The sequence below is a fragment of the Paraglaciecola chathamensis S18K6 genome (assembly GCA_000314955.1).
Lineage (GTDB): Bacteria > Pseudomonadota > Gammaproteobacteria > Enterobacterales > Alteromonadaceae > Paraglaciecola > Paraglaciecola chathamensis.
Genome location: BAEM01000056.1, coordinates 188,888 through 203,797 on the forward strand (window position 1 = coordinate 188,888; position 14,910 = coordinate 203,797).

General features: G+C 43.4%; 15 protein-coding genes. 7 read left to right on the forward strand and 8 right to left on the reverse strand.

All coding sequences use genetic code 11. The annotated features are described in order from the left end of the window. Positions 1–4: 4 nt before the first annotated feature. From GCHA_RS20415 to GCHA_RS20425, 3 genes are all read left to right on the forward strand, one after another. Positions 5–601 (forward strand): hypothetical protein, encoded by a 597-nt coding sequence (locus tag GCHA_RS20415; RefSeq protein ID WP_007991738.1) that lies wholly within the window; start codon positions 5–7, stop codon positions 599–601. Positions 602–816: 215 nt separating this feature from the next. Then, positions 817–1,371, forward strand: coding sequence for a hypothetical protein (locus tag GCHA_RS20420; protein WP_007991742.1), 555 nt, complete (start codon positions 817–819; stop codon positions 1,369–1,371). Positions 1,372–1,438: 67 nt separating this feature from the next. Then, on the forward strand, positions 1,439–1,783 hold the full coding sequence (locus tag GCHA_RS20425) for a 5-carboxymethyl-2-hydroxymuconate Delta-isomerase (protein ID WP_007991743.1): 345 nt from the start codon (positions 1,439–1,441) through the stop codon (positions 1,781–1,783). Positions 1,784–2,138: 355 nt separating this feature from the next. Here the strand turns inward: GCHA_RS20425 and GCHA_RS20430 are convergent, their stop codons facing one another. The 5 genes from GCHA_RS20430 to GCHA_RS20450 form a co-directional block, all read right to left on the reverse strand. Continuing rightward, positions 2,139–2,939, reverse strand: a complete 801-nt coding sequence (locus tag GCHA_RS20430) for a glycine betaine ABC transporter substrate-binding protein (protein ID WP_007991745.1) — start codon at positions 2,937–2,939, stop codon at positions 2,139–2,141. Positions 2,940–3,028: 89 nt separating this feature from the next. Continuing rightward, complete coding sequence (locus tag GCHA_RS20435; protein WP_007991747.1) at positions 3,029–3,577, reverse strand: thioredoxin family protein; 549 nt, start codon at positions 3,575–3,577, stop codon at positions 3,029–3,031. 87 nt (positions 3,578–3,664) lie between these two features. Then, positions 3,665–3,955, reverse strand: coding sequence for a putative quinol monooxygenase (locus GCHA_RS20440; RefSeq protein WP_007991748.1), 291 nt, complete (start codon positions 3,953–3,955; stop codon positions 3,665–3,667). A gap of 173 nt (positions 3,956–4,128) precedes the next feature. After that, the gene (locus GCHA_RS20445; protein WP_007991750.1) at positions 4,129–5,262 is read right to left on the reverse strand and encodes an L-dopachrome tautomerase-related protein; all 1,134 of its coding nucleotides are present in this window, start codon (positions 5,260–5,262) and stop codon (positions 4,129–4,131) included. An 86-nt stretch (positions 5,263–5,348) separates the two neighbouring features. Beyond that, a complete protein-coding gene (locus tag GCHA_RS20450) occupies positions 5,349–6,374 on the reverse strand; it encodes a zinc-binding alcohol dehydrogenase family protein (protein ID WP_007991752.1) in 1,026 nt (341 codons plus the stop codon). A 130-nt stretch (positions 6,375–6,504) separates the two neighbouring features. On the opposite strand from GCHA_RS20450, the gene GCHA_RS20455 reads away from it, so the two are divergent. The 3 genes from GCHA_RS20455 (at position 6,505) to GCHA_RS20465 (ending at position 10,124) form a co-directional block, all read left to right on the forward strand. Beyond that, complete coding sequence (locus tag GCHA_RS20455) at positions 6,505–7,440, forward strand: LysR family transcriptional regulator (RefSeq protein WP_007991754.1); 936 nt, start codon at positions 6,505–6,507, stop codon at positions 7,438–7,440. Between the two features lie 280 nt (positions 7,441–7,720). Next, positions 7,721–8,977, forward strand: a complete 1,257-nt coding sequence (locus tag GCHA_RS20460) for a patatin-like phospholipase family protein (protein ID WP_007991756.1) — start codon at positions 7,721–7,723, stop codon at positions 8,975–8,977. A 241-nt stretch (positions 8,978–9,218) separates the two neighbouring features. Next, the gene (locus GCHA_RS20465) at positions 9,219–10,124 is read left to right on the forward strand and encodes a LysR family transcriptional regulator (RefSeq protein ID WP_007991759.1); all 906 of its coding nucleotides are present in this window, start codon (positions 9,219–9,221) and stop codon (positions 10,122–10,124) included. A 61-nt stretch (positions 10,125–10,185) separates the two neighbouring features. Here the strand turns inward: GCHA_RS20465 and GCHA_RS20470 are convergent, their stop codons facing one another. Beyond that, a complete protein-coding gene (locus tag GCHA_RS20470) occupies positions 10,186–11,292 on the reverse strand; it encodes an NHL repeat-containing protein (protein ID WP_007991761.1) in 1,107 nt (368 codons plus the stop codon). A gap of 84 nt (positions 11,293–11,376) precedes the next feature. Beyond that, positions 11,377–12,117, reverse strand: a complete 741-nt coding sequence (locus GCHA_RS20475) for a putative quinol monooxygenase (RefSeq protein WP_007991764.1) — start codon at positions 12,115–12,117, stop codon at positions 11,377–11,379. A 751-nt stretch (positions 12,118–12,868) separates the two neighbouring features. Between GCHA_RS20475 and GCHA_RS20480 the strand changes: the two genes are divergently transcribed. Beyond that, positions 12,869–14,029, forward strand: a complete 1,161-nt coding sequence (locus GCHA_RS20480) for a serine hydrolase domain-containing protein (protein ID WP_007991766.1) — start codon at positions 12,869–12,871, stop codon at positions 14,027–14,029. A 315-nt stretch (positions 14,030–14,344) separates the two neighbouring features. On the opposite strand, the gene GCHA_RS20485 is transcribed toward GCHA_RS20480, so the two are convergent. Further along, positions 14,345–14,854: a DUF6265 family protein gene (locus GCHA_RS20485; protein ID WP_229816613.1), complete on the reverse strand. Its 510-nt coding sequence runs from the start codon at positions 14,852–14,854 to the stop codon at positions 14,345–14,347. Between the last annotated feature and the right edge of the window lie 56 nt (positions 14,855–14,910).

The window sequence follows — 14,910 nt, forward strand, 5'->3', positions numbered from 1 at the left end:
CATCATGAAAATAAAGCTATTTTTGTTAAAAACCGCTGCTCTTATACTCATGCCTGCATTTTTCGCCACTGCTCAAAGTGTCCCAGTGCAACCAGACGAGATTAGCCAATCAAGGGCCGCTGAAGCGTGGAGCAAGGTTTATCAAGTGTTCTCTCACCCGCGCTGCGCAAATTGCCATGTACCTGACGACAACCTGCCCCGCTGGTCAGGCCCAAGTTACGGCAAAACCAGCGTGCATGGTATGAATATTTCAGGCGGACAAAGCCGTATTGGCGTTGAGACCGTCATGTGCAGCACTTGCCATGCACACAGTAATTCAGACGAGCCTCACGGCCCGCCGGGATCACCCGTATGGATGCTTGCCCCAGTGGAAATGCTCTGGTGGCAACAAAGCTCAAAACAGATTTGTGAGCAAATTAAAGATCCTACGCGAAATGGTGGGCGCACCCTTGAAGAAGTGGCTCATCACATACAAGAAGATGAGCTTGTACATTGGGGCTGGGACCCAGGAAAGGGCCGCGAACCAGCGCCCTATTCAGCAAAAGAAACCGCCGACTTTGTTACACTTTGGGCCAACGCTGGCGCCCCCTGTCCTGAGTAGTCAAGGAGTGAGCAGCGTATGGGCAAAACGGCAAAAATCGCTAAGCGTCTATTGCCCATAATGACCCCGGTTGTATCATTGAAGCACAAGAAAAGGTTTTGTGCTTTTATGTTACCCTACCCGCTTGAAATTTTACGCAACACCTTCACATAACGCTGCTAAGAACATCAAAAACTCAATCGCAACGTTAGGTGCGAACTCACAAAGGTAATGACATGAAAATATTAATAGCTATAGCCATCATTATTGCTATTGGCGCAACTTTTTGGTTCACAAGCCAAAACCAAGAAGAAACGCTCAATGAACCCGTTGCAATGCTGCCAGTCATTACCCGAGAGCAAATCCTCACCGCATCCGATTTAGTTGAAGGTGTAAAGCAAGCCCTAAAACAAGATGATGAAAAAGCAATAGAACAATGGTTAGACCGTGCGTTAGCGCTCGCCAAAAAAGCCGGCATTGCACAAGAAGACATCAACTTCATTCAATCTGACAGCGCTCGAGATTATGTTATTTTTCAGGCCAAGCGCAGTCAATTTAACGATGCTGTAGAGCAAGCTTATTATGAATTACAAGGGATTGATGCCATCAAGGCCGCCTATCCACAAGCTGAGGATTTATTTGCTAGCGCCGATAAGTTGATCATTGAACGTGATAAAATCATTGAAGAAATAGCAACTGAATTAGCTAACGGTAACACACCGACAAACGCAGAGCGCCAAGCCGCGCGCCAGCAATGGCTAAAACGTTATAATGAAAAACAAAGCCAATAAAAATCCGTTTACGGCAAGTAGAGCGCACAGTGCAGCACGTCATTAATTGTTAAAAGGGAAACCTCATATGCCAAATTTTGTTATCGAATATAGCGCCACGCTTGACCAGCAAATCAGTGAAGAAAAATTAATGGACAGTGTATTTGCAGGCGCGAAAAACAGTGGTCATTTTCCACCTGAAGCAATCAAGCTTAGAACTGAAAAACGCAGTGGCTTTCGTTTACATGGTAAACAAAAAGACTTTTTACATGTCTCAGCGCATATTCTAAGTGGCCGCACGGACGAACAAAAAAGCGAAATATCAAATGCGGTGTTAGCCCAGTTAAAAGAACTGGCATTAAACAGTGTTTTCGTATCAGTGGAGGTGGTTGATATTCATCGAGCGAGTTTTGTCGATTTTGAATACGAATAGCCGCGAACCGCGGCTATTTACCTTCAGCTAGATTAATTTTCGATGAATGACTAATTATTTATTGAAATTGGTATTATACCATTCCACGTTAATAAGTGATCACTCAGCGAGAGTTTAAAAGGGCTTAAACAAGGCGCATGACTGAATGAATAGTTGTTCTCTTTCGAAGTCATCCAACGCAGTGTAAGCCCTTTTAAAACTCGCCTACAAGGAATGCCCCAGCGGCTTTTGCTCTGCGTTCTCACTATTTGAAAGGGAACAACCATTACTACATAGCGACGCCTTAATCAAAAACCGCTGGACGCATTCTGAGGCGGTCACTTATTAATGCGGATTGGTATTAAACATTCAGCAGTTAATTTAAAAAGCCATTGGTCTTCAACCAAGTATTAGCGACACTATCGATGGCCGCACCTTCTCGGCTTACCTTGTAATCTAGCTGAGCAATGATCTCGTTTGAGAAGCGCAAAGTATCTAAACGCGCTAACTGTTGTGAGCTAAACAGCGCCTTTTTATCATCACGAATAAGTAGCACGGCCCTGTCAACTATGCCTAACAGGCCTTTGGGCTCAACAAGCTCGCGAATGGTATATTTATGGTGTAAAAACTGTGGCTTCCATAGAGGGACCACTATCCATTGCTTATTGCTGACCGCTTGCTCAAATGCACCAAAACACGCGTCTTCTGTACCTGGCGAGAAAGTGTAACCTGCATCACTTAACCCGTATTTTTGCATCATCTGGATTGAAAAACGGGTGATGCCTGCGCCTGGGTTTATACCCTGTATATGCTTATGCATTCTGGCCATCACTTCGGGTTTTAGCAGATCACTGACCTCGTTCACAGCAGACACAGGGACATAGTCCGGTACGCCCCATAACGCATAAGGTTCATAATGTAGGCCAAGTTCGGTCACTGAAATAACCTCTTCTACATCGGCTTTGTATATGCCGTGACTTGAGGGCAACCAAGCGGAACTGAGTAAATCGATTTTGCCTTGCTTAAGATTAATAAAATTATCTTGATGAGGAGCATATTCCCGCTGCACCTCAAACCCCATATCCTGCAAGATTTGCGTTACCAAGGCGGCAGTCATGTGATGAAATGATAAGTCGGTAACGCCCAGCTTAATGGAGTTAGATGTTAAAAAGGTCATGGTAGACACTCCGAAGTAAAATCAGCCTTATCGTCAAGGCTAGTTAAAAAATAAATTGATGGGCTAAACAGATTGGGTCAGTTAGCGGGTTAATCGCGCCACTTAATCGAGCACCCCATGCTGGGCGTTTGTTGCCTTGGCCCTTGACCGGTTTTAGCAATTTGGCGCATCGCATTTAGCAGCTCTGGTACGCGGTTATCGGCATTGCCCATGCGCGCATTGTCTAAACGTCCGCGATATTGCAACTCGCCTTTGGCATTGAATCCAAAGAAGTCCGGCGTGCACACGGCCCCATAACGTTTGCCTACTGATTGGTCTTCATCAACCAAATAGGGAAAAGCGAATCGGTGTTGTTCACCGAAGCGCTGCATATTCTGTGGTGAGTCAGCATCAAGGTAGTGGTAGTCGTTAGACATGATCGCCAGCACATTTATACCCTCGTCCATCAGTAACTTGGTATCACTGGCAAGACGCGCAGCGATACGTTGTACGTACGGGCAATGATTGCAGATAAAGGCAATCAATAAGCCTTTATCCCCCAACTGCTCACTTAGGGTGTAAGGCTTTCCTGTTGCGGTTTTCAGAGTGAATTCGGGTGCTTGGTAGCCAAAGTCACAGATGGGGGTGTCGAGTAACATAAAGACTCTCCAATTCGATTGACGCTATTTTTAATACGATAAAAGTGCGCGCTTATATTAAGCGCTACTTGTGTGAGATAATGACCGTTAGGCTATGTGGCTCATTTCATTCAAGGTCCATGACTCTACTGCGTTTTCAACCGCTTCACCGTATGCCTTCATGTAATCTGCGTCCATATGGTGCTGCCACGATGCGCGATTTTGCCAGTTTTCGTAAAACATAAAATGCGCTGGATTTTCATTGTCTTGATGCAAGTTGTAATCTAAGCATCCTTCTTCAGCGCGAGTCAGCTCAATTAACTTCAGTAGCTCGCTTTTTACGAACTCTGCTTGGTCTGGTTTTGCTACTATGTTTGCCAATATCGTTAGTTTACTCATGGTGTATACCTCTTTTTTGGTTTTTGCTTTTCAAAATCACTTGGAAATAATTTGAAGTACTAGCGCAGCGCAAAATAGCCGAGTTTTAAGTGACTAGCTGTACCCTATCTCGCCACGCGCTGCGCTATTTTAACGAGCGGCTTTACCACTAGCCGCCTCGCAATGAGTAATATTTATTTATCAATCTTAATCCGTAGGATTCTATATGGCTTAGTTCCTTGCGCTTCACCCTCATTCAAGGATGCCGTGAGATGTAACTGGTTTTGAGTGACGTACAGCCAGCCATTGTCGATAGCGAATCCGTCAGGCCAAGACAACATGGTGTTATCTTGGGCGATAACCTCGACGCCTGTGCTGGTGATTTTAGTGACAGATGAATTCTCAATGTCACCCGCGTAGATAGTGCCATCGGTATCGATAACAATCCCATCTGACGGCCGTTTTTTACTGTAAAACTCTATTTTCGCATCCAACTGGTTATCATTATTCGCTGAATCAGCCAACGCGCTAGCTGGGATACGAAATAACTCGCTGCCATTGACTGTACCGAAGTAGACCCAGTCGTACTGTGCATCAATCGCGATGGGGTTCAAGCCAAGATAGATAGGATCTTTACTGCCGTCTTCGCGCTTAGCCCCCATTACAGAACCATTAACCACGACTGTATGCTCGGGCGGCATTAGTTTTGGGTTAGTTTGCAATACACGGCGTGATTTACCTGTTTTTATATCAACCACTACAAAAGCAGATTTAATTGCGCCAAACAGATTTCCCAACGTGGTATCGGCGATATAAATCTGCTGGCGTTTCTCGTCAATAGCGAAATCTTGCAAGAATGAATTATCCACTGTTGCGCTTTTATCGATAGGAATAATTTTGTGCAATTGATTGCTGTTGGTGTCCCATGCAACCAATTTTGCCGGGCTAGTAGCACTGCCCATGTCCAATACCCACACGATCCCATCTGTGGTGGTGTGCACACCGATCACAGATTCAAACCCAACCTCGCCTTTCTCAGGGCCGTCTGCCCAGTCAAGAGTTGGAAAAGGCTGTAACTCGCCATTTGCCATCACTTCCACCACACGCAGCTCAGGTGCATCAAGAGGTTGTTGCGACAAAATCATACGGCCGTTTGGGGTAATGGTTAAATTTCCCGGGCGGGTGTTGGTAATTTCAGCCACGACATCAATCTTGTTGGTTGTGACCTTGCTTGTTTCACCGTGGGCTTGGCTCACCAAAAGTGTGCTTGCTAACGTGGCAGAAACCGCAATCATGGGTTTGAATTTATTCAAAATAGTTGTTTTCATGAGATATCCTCAGTCGTCAATTGGAAGTGCTACCCCTGTTTTTAGGCTATAGCACTCAAATCATTAAAAGTATGGAGTTTGGCGGCTTAGAAGCCTTCTAAAACAATCTTGCCGATAGCGCTTCCAGCCTCTAAGGCGGCATGAGCTGCGCGTAGATTTTTAGCGTTTATCGTTCCCATATGCTGGCCCACGGTGGTTTGAATGTAGCCCTGGTCAATTAGGTCAGCCACACGGTTAAGCAGCGCGCTTTGCTCTTGCATATCTGCGGCGTTAAACATGGAGCGGGCAAACATAAATTCCCAATGCAAAGACAAACTCTTCATTTTCAGTTTCGTGACATCCAGAGCCTCTGGGTCGTCAATCATGGCGATTTTGCCAAACGGCGCGAGTAAATCTGTGTAGGCTTCAAAGTAGGTATCTGTGCTGTTTAAGCTAGCCACGTGAGTGACCTCGCCAATATTCAACGCTTCGATTTGCGTCTTCAGGGGCTTGCTGTGGTCGATGACATAATCAGCACCTAATTTTTTAATCCACGCACTTGAGCTTTCACGTGACGCGGTACCTATCACGGTAGCGCCTGTTACTGCTTTGGCTATTTGCACTAAAATAGAACCTACGCCCCCCGCAGCACCAACTACCAAAATAATCTCATCTGACGTTTCTTTTGATTCGGGAGTTGTTTGTTTGATGGCTAAATGCTCGAACAAAATTTCCCACGCGGTAATTGCGGTTAGGGGCAGCGCTGCCGCTTCTGAGTCAGATAAACTCTTAGGTTTAAATCCAACAATGCGCTCATCTACCAATTGGTATTCGGCATTTGCGCCTTGGCGAGTAATATCGCCTGCGTAATAAACGATGTCACCAGGGGCGAAATGATTGGCTGATTCACCAGTGGCAACCACTTCGCCAACGGCGTCCCAACCAATGACTTTACTTTCACCTTCTGCCGGTGCCATGCCCAAACGTACTTTGTAATCTGCTGGGTTAACGGCAATACTTTTTACTTTTACCAGCAAGTCGTGACCGCTGGCGATGGGTTGAGTCAGCTCTAAATCAATCAATGACTCAGGGTTAGAAACGGGTAACGATTTGGTATATCCGATAGCTTTCATATTGTGGCCTCACATATTTGTCGTGGTTAAGCAAAGTTGATGTGAAGATGATAGGCCTTGATTTACCACTGATAAACAGCATAATAATTGAAACATTATCAAATATTATTAGACAATAAGTGGCCCACCAATGTTATTAGAAGACTTGAATGTCGTGCTAAAGGTAGCTGAATTTCGCAGCATTACTGCAGCAGCCGCCAGTTTAGATATGCGAACCGCCACGGCAAGCGCGGCTTTAAAAAGGGTTGAAAGTAGCTTAGGCGTGGACTTATTTGTGCGTACAACTCGCCACTTACGCCTATCAGCGGCAGGCGAGCGTTATCTTCCCCATTGCCAGAACGCAATGCAAACCTTGGAGCTGGCTAAACAAAATGTAAAAGGCGATTTAGATATTATTGACGGTGAGCTGCGCATAGGCTTGTCGTCTGATTTAGGGCGCAATTTGGTGATGCCTTGGCTTAATGAGTTCATGCAGAATTACCCTAAGTTGAGTGTTCGCGCCAATATTACTGACAGCAATATCGACTTTTACCGCGACTCGGTAGATTTAGCCTTACGCTACGGTTCCCCCAATGATGCCAGTATGTACGGCTTTAAAATTTGCAATGTGCCGCGCATACTGTGCGCTACGCAAACGTATTTAACTAACCACGGCACACCAACGCACCCTCACGATCTGGCCTCGCACAATGGTCTTTTTTATCAACTGCAAGACATCATCAAAGATGTATGGGTGTTTTCCAATAAAAGCGGTGAGTACAAAGTCAAAATGAAGGGTAAACATGCCTCTAATGACGGAGATTTAGTCAGGCGTTGGTGCATTGCCGACCAAGGGCTGGCTGTGAAATCGTGTTTAGATATGTCAACAGACTTACTGAACGGCAATGTAGTACCTGTGATGGCTGATTTCGCCCCGACCCCAACCGAGCTTTGGTTAGTCTTCCCAAGTCGCCAATCCATTACACCGGCTGCCCGATTACTGCGAGATACTATTAAAACCAAATGCCATGAAATTCTCACACAGATGGTCAACACAGGTATTTTATCTAATAAGGTGTTCGATTAGCCAAGGTTCGATTCGCCAAGGTTTGATTAGCCGAGTTATGCCGTTCAGGCGCAACATGCGCCTATTTTAAAGCAAGAGGCTCGTTAGCTGCTTGCTTAAAAACGGCTACATAGCGACAAAAAAACGAGCCCTTACCTTCTTTTATGCAACTTACCTCACCGTTCGAGAGAATGAATCAGAGCGATTGATTCTTTCAATTATCTCAAAGCCGCTGCCTTGTTTAGAATTGCGTTATTAAATTTTCTACCCGAATTTGCCACCTTAACGCGAGAAAGTCAGCATGAAATCCCTAGCTTCAAATAACGCCATTTCCTTGAACAATGCAGCACAGCCTAAGCTTGCGCTGATTGCAGAAGGTGGCGGGCAGCGAGGGATATTCACCGCAGGAGTACTTGATGCCTGGCTTGAAGAAGGCTATGACCCATTCGATATGTTTTTTGGCACCTCGGCTGGCTCACAAAACCTCACCAGCTACCTAGCTAGACAAAAAGGTTACGCCAAACGGTTGATACGTGGCCTATCACGGCATAAGCGTTTTTTTCACTTAGGCAGAGGCCTAGTGGGTAAACACATAGTGGATTTAGATTGGTACTTTGATAAGACCACTGAAGCAAACCGTATACTTGATTTTGAAACGGCTAAACGCAGCTTAGGCACAAGAGAGCTGTTTATTACCGCCACTAATGCCCGAGATCGTAACCCCTACTTTTTAAGCCCAACGGGTGAAAGCCAGCAATGGCGAGAGTTGCTAAAGGCATCTAGCGCACTACCGTTTTTATATAAGCAAGGGGTTAAACTTACACCCTGGTTGGGCGCGAGAGCTGCCAATGAGTCGGGTGCGAAAGCAGTGAACGAGTCAACTTCAGACCTAGCAAATGGGCAAAAGTCAGGTACGCCGCAAGCAGACTTTTATCTCGATGGCGGCCTAGCAGCCCCTTTACCTGTGATTGAAGCCTATAAGCGTGGTGCACGTAAAATTGTGGTTATTCGCACTGCGGATGCACAGTTTCAGGCACAATCGGCATGGGTTCACAAACTCAGATCAGTTGTATGTAAAGCGGGCTACTGCCCAAAAACCATTGATTACTTGGTGCAACATGAGCAAGCCTATCAGCAAGAATTAGCCTTTATTGCCAATCCACCAGCAGACGTGGAAATTGTGCAGATTTTTGCTGGTAAAAAGCTACACAGTAAGCTTCTCGGCAGCACCGACAGCGATCTTAGGCATGACCACAAAATCGGCGTAGCCGCTGGTAAAGCGTATTTAGAGCAACAAAATGCGTTTGAGAGTAATGCATTTGAGAGCAACGCGCTAAATGCGATTAACCAAGCAGAAATAAGCGAATCTAGCGAAGCTGACTATGCTCACGATCCACAAACCCAATCTGCCCGTCTGTGGACAGAAGCACAGCTTCAGGCAATAGAGCAAGAGGAAGTGGAGCAAAAGGAAGTAACACAACAGGAAGAACACCAGCAACTTGCGCCCCGAGAGCTGGTTGCACAGCGCACACTACCACCCCAGCGCCTGTCTGCTTAACGGGTAAGGATATAAGCTCTTGATCTAATCTGAAAGGCAGTTGTGTACGTAAAGCGGACGTAATCAAGTTAACCTCACCTCATCGATTCCGAGCCAACTGCGGAAGTAAGTTTTAACTCATATCTGCGCCAAATCTTATCAGAGACCGTACGGCTAAAAGTAAACTCAGCTTATGAATTTTTAAAGTGATACGGTAAAGTAGCACTACTCTGTTGCTATAATCCTGACTGTGCCCCTAATAATGATAAATCTAGACTATGTAAAACTATTTATTCGGGTAGCTGCCACTCACAATATATCTAAAGCTGGAGCTGAATTTGGCTTGTCATCGGCTGTGGCTAGCGCTCATCTTAGTAAGTTAGAGGAAAGCCTGGGTATTCGTCTAATACATCGTACCACTCGAAAGGTATCGCTTACCGATGAAGGAGAGGCGTTTCTTCCACATGCTAGAGATGTTCTTGTGTCGGCTGATATAGCAGTATCGTCAGTCAGAGGGGGAGCTAAGACCAGAGGAAAATTACGAATAACAGCGCCGGTTTCTTTTAGTCATATACACTTAATACCTGCATTAAATGAATTTATGGAGATTTTCCCTGATTTATCTGTAGAGCTTCGTCTCAGCGATACAATAGTAGATATTGTTGAAGGTGGATTTGATATTGCGATTCGAAATGCTGAGCTAAAAGACTCTGCCTTGATAGCCAGAAAACTCGCTATAGACAATAGAATTATCTGTGCCTCACCTGACTACCTTAAAAAGCATGGTAGGCCAATAACCCCTGAAGCACTGCAACAACATAATTGTATTAACCTAATTGGTAATGACAATTGGCTGTTTAAAACCTCAAAGGGTCTATTAAATATTAAGACAAGAGGGGCGTTTACCACAGACAACGGCAAAGCTGTTTGCGATGCATGCTTAAACGGGATGGGGATTGTAATGTGCTCTACATGGATTGCTTACGAGCATTTAAGAGCTGGGACCTTAGTACAAATTCTTGAAGACTACCCTTTAGAGGCCGATGCCTCTATATGGGCTGTCTACCCTTCATCAAAATTGGTTGCCCCTAAGGTTCGTGCGTTTATAGATTACTTTTCTGAGCGTTATGGAAGCCCACCTTACTGGGATAGGATACAGGAAGAGTAGTTTACCAATATAACGGCCAAGATTATCTGACCGTTTATTCATCTGACTGTGATACTGGTGATTATTTAATAGGCACCACTGATATCGTAAAAGGCGCATCAGGTTTAGTATTAACCATAGTTGACGCACCAAATGCAGCGTCAAAATTAGTTACATAGGCAATACCAGCACGTACGATAACTTCTCCCGGCGCATCTAACATGTTTTTGCTGCCGTCGGTATTTCCGTTTTTGGCTAGCAATTTAGCTTGGCCATTCATATCAATACGGTAAACGGCATTATCAAATAAATCGGTAATGTAAAGTGCATTAGAAGGTGCATCCCACTGGATGCCATCACTTGCGATCAAACCTTTATTAAACAGTGTGGTTTCTAGCTTAGAGCTATCTTCATTGAAAGTGCTTTTGTATATGGTGCCGTCCTCCATGATACCGGTATAAAGGTTGCCCTTTCCGTCAACTGCCAAGCCATTTGCCCCAAAACCTAGGCTACCGTTTGATTCAAATATCTCAAATAGGTGTGCGTCGTGGTTGTTTTTATTCTGATATTTAGAAATCTGTAATGGATTTTCAGCACTAAGTTCATCTAACCTTAATTTATACACACCACTTGTCGTTGATATTCCTTTCTCAGTCGCAAGTACCGTATCAGAGATAAACACATCGTTACCCCTCCAAGCTACCGCGTTAGGAAATGAGAAACCTTTAGCAACAACGTCTACATCAATGGCTTTACCATCGATAACATTCACTCGAAGCAAACGAGATTCACCGCCAAACCATAATTGCATGTCGGCAATATAAATGTTTCCATCTGGACCTTTAGCAATCCCCATGGGAGTGACAACACCGCTGTTTGGCTCTAAATCCTGTTGCTTAAATGTGTACCACACAGACACTTGATTGTTGTTATCAATAAGCCCAATTGTTGGAGCCGCCGCTTTAGTTATAACACCTTGCTCTACAAGCGTTTGGTTATGTAGGTTAGGTGATGTGAACAGAATATTGTTATCTGAATCAAGCGAAAAGCTTGCTGGAGAGTTAAATTGTGCAGGTAAATCTTGCAGCGAGTATTGTTGCTGGGCTAATACTGTTTGAGAGCATGCTGACAGCGCAACAATAGTCAGCATTACACGTAATAAATTTGTATATTTGTTTAGAATTTTCATGGCGTACCTTTAAATTGTTAACGTATGTGCTAAACGCAACCGATAACGATTAGATTGCTCGTATCGGCTTACTCATAAGATTGACTATTTTGCAAAACCACCAAGCGGTTTTAGTAGTAAAGGTGAAAGTGAAGCGTGCATCTCACGTAGCTCTTGTGGTAAGTCACCTAGGTGTACCATACGGGTGGGTGTTGCTGCTGCAATCCATCGTTCGGCATGATCATTCCAGTTTTCGATATGAATAAAAGAAGCTTCTAAATCTCGAAAACGCTCGTAAACTAATATGTCCCCCTCATCAGATAGGTAATATTGATAGTTTAGTGTGCCTTCTTCTGTTTTGGCTCGTGCAACTTGAGAATTCATTACTTCTTTAAATGCTTCGAACTGACCTTGATTCAGTTTTGCCTCCACAATCCAACCAAAATTTTCGAAGCTAGTATCATTCCCATTTTTAATTAAGCTTCCTTCATACTCTTCTCTTGCAAAACCAGCCAGAGGCTTTAACCAAGTAGGTACTAGCGAAGCATGACGTTCACGAACATCATCTGGCAAGTCACCAAGATGAAGCATGCGTGTTGGTTGCGCGGCTGAAATCCAGCGTTCAGCATGAGCATCCCAGTTTTCGATATGCTCATGTGATGCATCAGCATCAGCAAAACGCTCATAAACTAAAATATCGCCGGAGTCTGACAAGTAATATTGATAGTTGAGCGTACCTTTTTCATTCAAAGCACGGTTCACTTGCGAATTCATTACCGCTTTAAAGTTTTCTAGCTCACCCTCTTTAAGCTTTGCTTCAACAATCCATCCAAAATTCGTAAACATGATTTTCTCCAATTTAGTGGAAGCACTATTTCTTCCGACTTAACAAAAATTTTATATCGAGTCGATAAGTTGACGACGGAAGAAAGATTAACAGAGGGAATTAGCTTTGATAATGAAGGCAATTAATGAACACTTCGTAGATTTTATTGATAATAAGGCGCGAAAGATGACAACTCACACTAAAATTTGCTGATTAAGAACCGCTGATTTATGCGAGCAGATTATTAATCCCTGAACGTCTATCTTGGGTGTTAAGCCAAAGCGACTATTAAAAGTCCGGAATGGCCGCAATAGGCACGTAGCTGAAGCGGAATACCACCGCGTTTCCAACCAAGGACCTCTAATCGCTCAAACGCCCCGTTTGCATTTCAAATTAAAGACTATTCGCAGGCTACTAAACTTAGATCTCCATTAACGTAGCGGATTCAAAATCTATCAATTAGCAATTTATCATCCTAAGAACCTTGGAATAAAAACAAGCTCGTTGGACAAAAACAGCCACTAAAACTTCAACAGATTTTTTAATATGGGTGACTAGATAAGTTCTTATTCACTAAAGAGGACGTTAGGAATTTAGTGCATCTAATAGGTATTGAGTCTTTTCTAACATTTCAATGAACCTGTCCCCACAGGTTTACTCCTCTTAACCCTAAGATTTGATTCTCAAGAGGTTTAAACTAAGGTTGTATGGTTTAACAATCTATAAGTTTACGATCTATTTTCATTGACAAATCAAAGGAAAGCCACTGCCATGAAAAATATCACTCGGTTAGTTTCTGTTCTTCTTCTTTTCATTCTGAATACGTATGCCTTTGCTGATACACCAAAAATTATTTCCTTAGAAGGCAAACTTAAGTCACTTATACCAGCTAACGAACCGGGTTGTTCGGTCGGTGTTTTTGAAAAGGGAAATGCAATCATCAAAAAAGGTTACGGATTGGCGAACGCCGAATTAAATATCGCTATGTCTGATAATAATGTGCATCGAATGGCATCTGTTTCTAAACAATTCGTTGCAATGGCGGTTCGTTTATTGGCTGATCAGGGAAAAATAGAACTAAAAAATGACATATCAATCTACGTTAGTGACCTACCTGATTATGGCGCTAAGGTTTCGATAAATAGCATTATTGGTCATACCGCAGGCATGGGAGACTACGACTTGATCTCGACATACGGATATCCAAAAGATTTTATAGCAGAAGAAGGGGCCCTTAATTTAAAAGCTGTTTCAGGTCATCCATTTCGGGTTGGAAATGAAGATTACTTAAGCGTATCAGAATTTCATGACGTAGTTAAAACCCTACCTTTAGTAATAAAACCTGATACAGAATGGCGTTACAGCAATATGGGCTACATCGTGTTAGCTATTCTTGTAGAAGAAGTAAGTGGATTAACACTTCGTGAATATACCGATAAATATATATTTAAACCACTTGATATGAATAACACCTTTTTCGCAGATAATGCAGTAGAGCTAATTAAGAACAGAGCTTACGGGTACGCTAAGGATGAAAGCGGTAATTATATAAACGATATGACAAATTTGTTCGTTGTAGGAGATGGGGGACTGCATACCAACATTAGCGATATGCAGAAGTGGAATGCACAGTTTGATGCGCCAAAACTAGGTAAAAATCCAAAAGTATTTATACAAGAGTTCATGCTACCAAATAGCTCACTTCCGGTTAGTCCCGAAATTGGGGCTGATATCCTTTACGCTAATGGACAGTTTATTTCTAAAGATGAAAATGGAAAGTTGGTATCTCACTCTGGAGGTTGGTTAGGTGCAAACATCATGTATCGTCGTTATCCAGATAATCAATTTATGAACTTAGTTATGTGTAGTAACACATCAATTGATGTTAAGAATATTGCCGATACGATAGATAAGTGGTATTTCAGCGAATAGATACCTCAACAGAGCATTAGCTTCTAATTGACTTCTAGAATTTTTAAATTGCCATTCGACATTTTTGTCTTCAATAGCTGTAACTTGGACTTATGCGAAATTTACTTATTAACGGCCTATGCTTTCTCTGTCGGATCTGCTGTCTTAAGCATTGAAAATGATCATGTTCGCTTTTTCACTCTTATAGGCTGACAGGCTAAATGATAGCTATTTCAATTTGGATTGTTAACACCAAACGCTTTGGCTTGAGTTTGGGCATGGTTCTGCAACAGCTCTTGTTTCTGTTTCTGCTCCCTTGCTTACACAAGATGCATTTCACTCAACCCTTTTATAATTAAACTTTTCTTCTGTGGTGTTGCCCTCGTGTTCAATGGCAACATAAATATTGATCTCCTTGTCGCTTAGCCGCTCAATGGTTAGGCCGTTGAAGTAGACTTTATTGTCTGTGACTTTGACTAATTTGAAATCGACCTTTTTGTCTTTCTCTTCCCAGCCTGTTAGGTCTTTATTGAAGTGCTTCAAGCTGAATATAAGGGTGTCATTGACCTGTGATATGGTTTCAATTTCGTAGAATTGTACTTGGCCTTCAACCACCAGCTTAAATGCGCCCATCATACTGCCGCCCAGCGGGGGTGACCACACCTCTTCCACTACCCCGCCAAACGCTTCGCCTCGCCAATGGCCTGAAAGCCACTGGATCACGCTCAAATCTGCAGGTGGTGACTGCTGGTTATCGTCTAAAAATAGTAGGTTGCTAAATTTGTTATCTGCTAAAACATCAAAAGAAAATAGCAATAGGAAGTAGAAAGCCCCTTTAGTCATCATCTTTGCCTCATCAGTTTGTTGAATAATTTAGGTTGTTGCAACTTGTGTTGAACCTT

What these genes read in the sequence shown, in the direction of transcription:
- GCHA_RS20415 (WP_007991738.1), top strand. Translation starts at nt 5, where the DNA reads ATGAAAATAAAGCTATTTTTGTTAAAAACCGCTGCTCTTATACTCATG.
- GCHA_RS20420 (WP_007991742.1), top strand. Translation starts at nt 817, where the DNA reads ATGAAAATATTAATAGCTATAGCCATCATTATTGCTATTGGCGCAACT.
- GCHA_RS20425 (WP_007991743.1), top strand. Translation starts at nt 1,439, where the DNA reads ATGCCAAATTTTGTTATCGAATATAGCGCCACGCTTGACCAGCAAATC.
- GCHA_RS20430 (WP_007991745.1), bottom strand. Translation starts at nt 2,939, where the DNA reads ATGACCTTTTTAACATCTAACTCCATTAAGCTGGGCGTTACCGACTTA.
- GCHA_RS20435 (WP_007991747.1), bottom strand. Translation starts at nt 3,577, where the DNA reads ATGTTACTCGACACCCCCATCTGTGACTTTGGCTACCAAGCACCCGAA.
- GCHA_RS20440 (WP_007991748.1), bottom strand. Translation starts at nt 3,955, where the DNA reads ATGAGTAAACTAACGATATTGGCAAACATAGTAGCAAAACCAGACCAA.
- GCHA_RS20445 (WP_007991750.1), bottom strand. Translation starts at nt 5,262, where the DNA reads ATGAAAACAACTATTTTGAATAAATTCAAACCCATGATTGCGGTTTCT.
- GCHA_RS20450 (WP_007991752.1), bottom strand. Translation starts at nt 6,374, where the DNA reads ATGAAAGCTATCGGATATACCAAATCGTTACCCGTTTCTAACCCTGAG.
- GCHA_RS20455 (WP_007991754.1), top strand. Translation starts at nt 6,505, where the DNA reads ATGTTATTAGAAGACTTGAATGTCGTGCTAAAGGTAGCTGAATTTCGC.
- GCHA_RS20460 (WP_007991756.1), top strand. Translation starts at nt 7,721, where the DNA reads ATGAAATCCCTAGCTTCAAATAACGCCATTTCCTTGAACAATGCAGCA.
- GCHA_RS20465 (WP_007991759.1), top strand. Translation starts at nt 9,219, where the DNA reads ATGATAAATCTAGACTATGTAAAACTATTTATTCGGGTAGCTGCCACT.
- GCHA_RS20470 (WP_007991761.1), bottom strand. Translation starts at nt 11,292, where the DNA reads ATGAAAATTCTAAACAAATATACAAATTTATTACGTGTAATGCTGACT.
- GCHA_RS20475 (WP_007991764.1), bottom strand. Translation starts at nt 12,117, where the DNA reads ATGTTTACGAATTTTGGATGGATTGTTGAAGCAAAGCTTAAAGAGGGT.
- GCHA_RS20480 (WP_007991766.1), top strand. Translation starts at nt 12,869, where the DNA reads ATGAAAAATATCACTCGGTTAGTTTCTGTTCTTCTTCTTTTCATTCTG.
- GCHA_RS20485 (WP_229816613.1), bottom strand. Translation starts at nt 14,854, where the DNA reads ATGATGACTAAAGGGGCTTTCTACTTCCTATTGCTATTTTCTTTTGAT.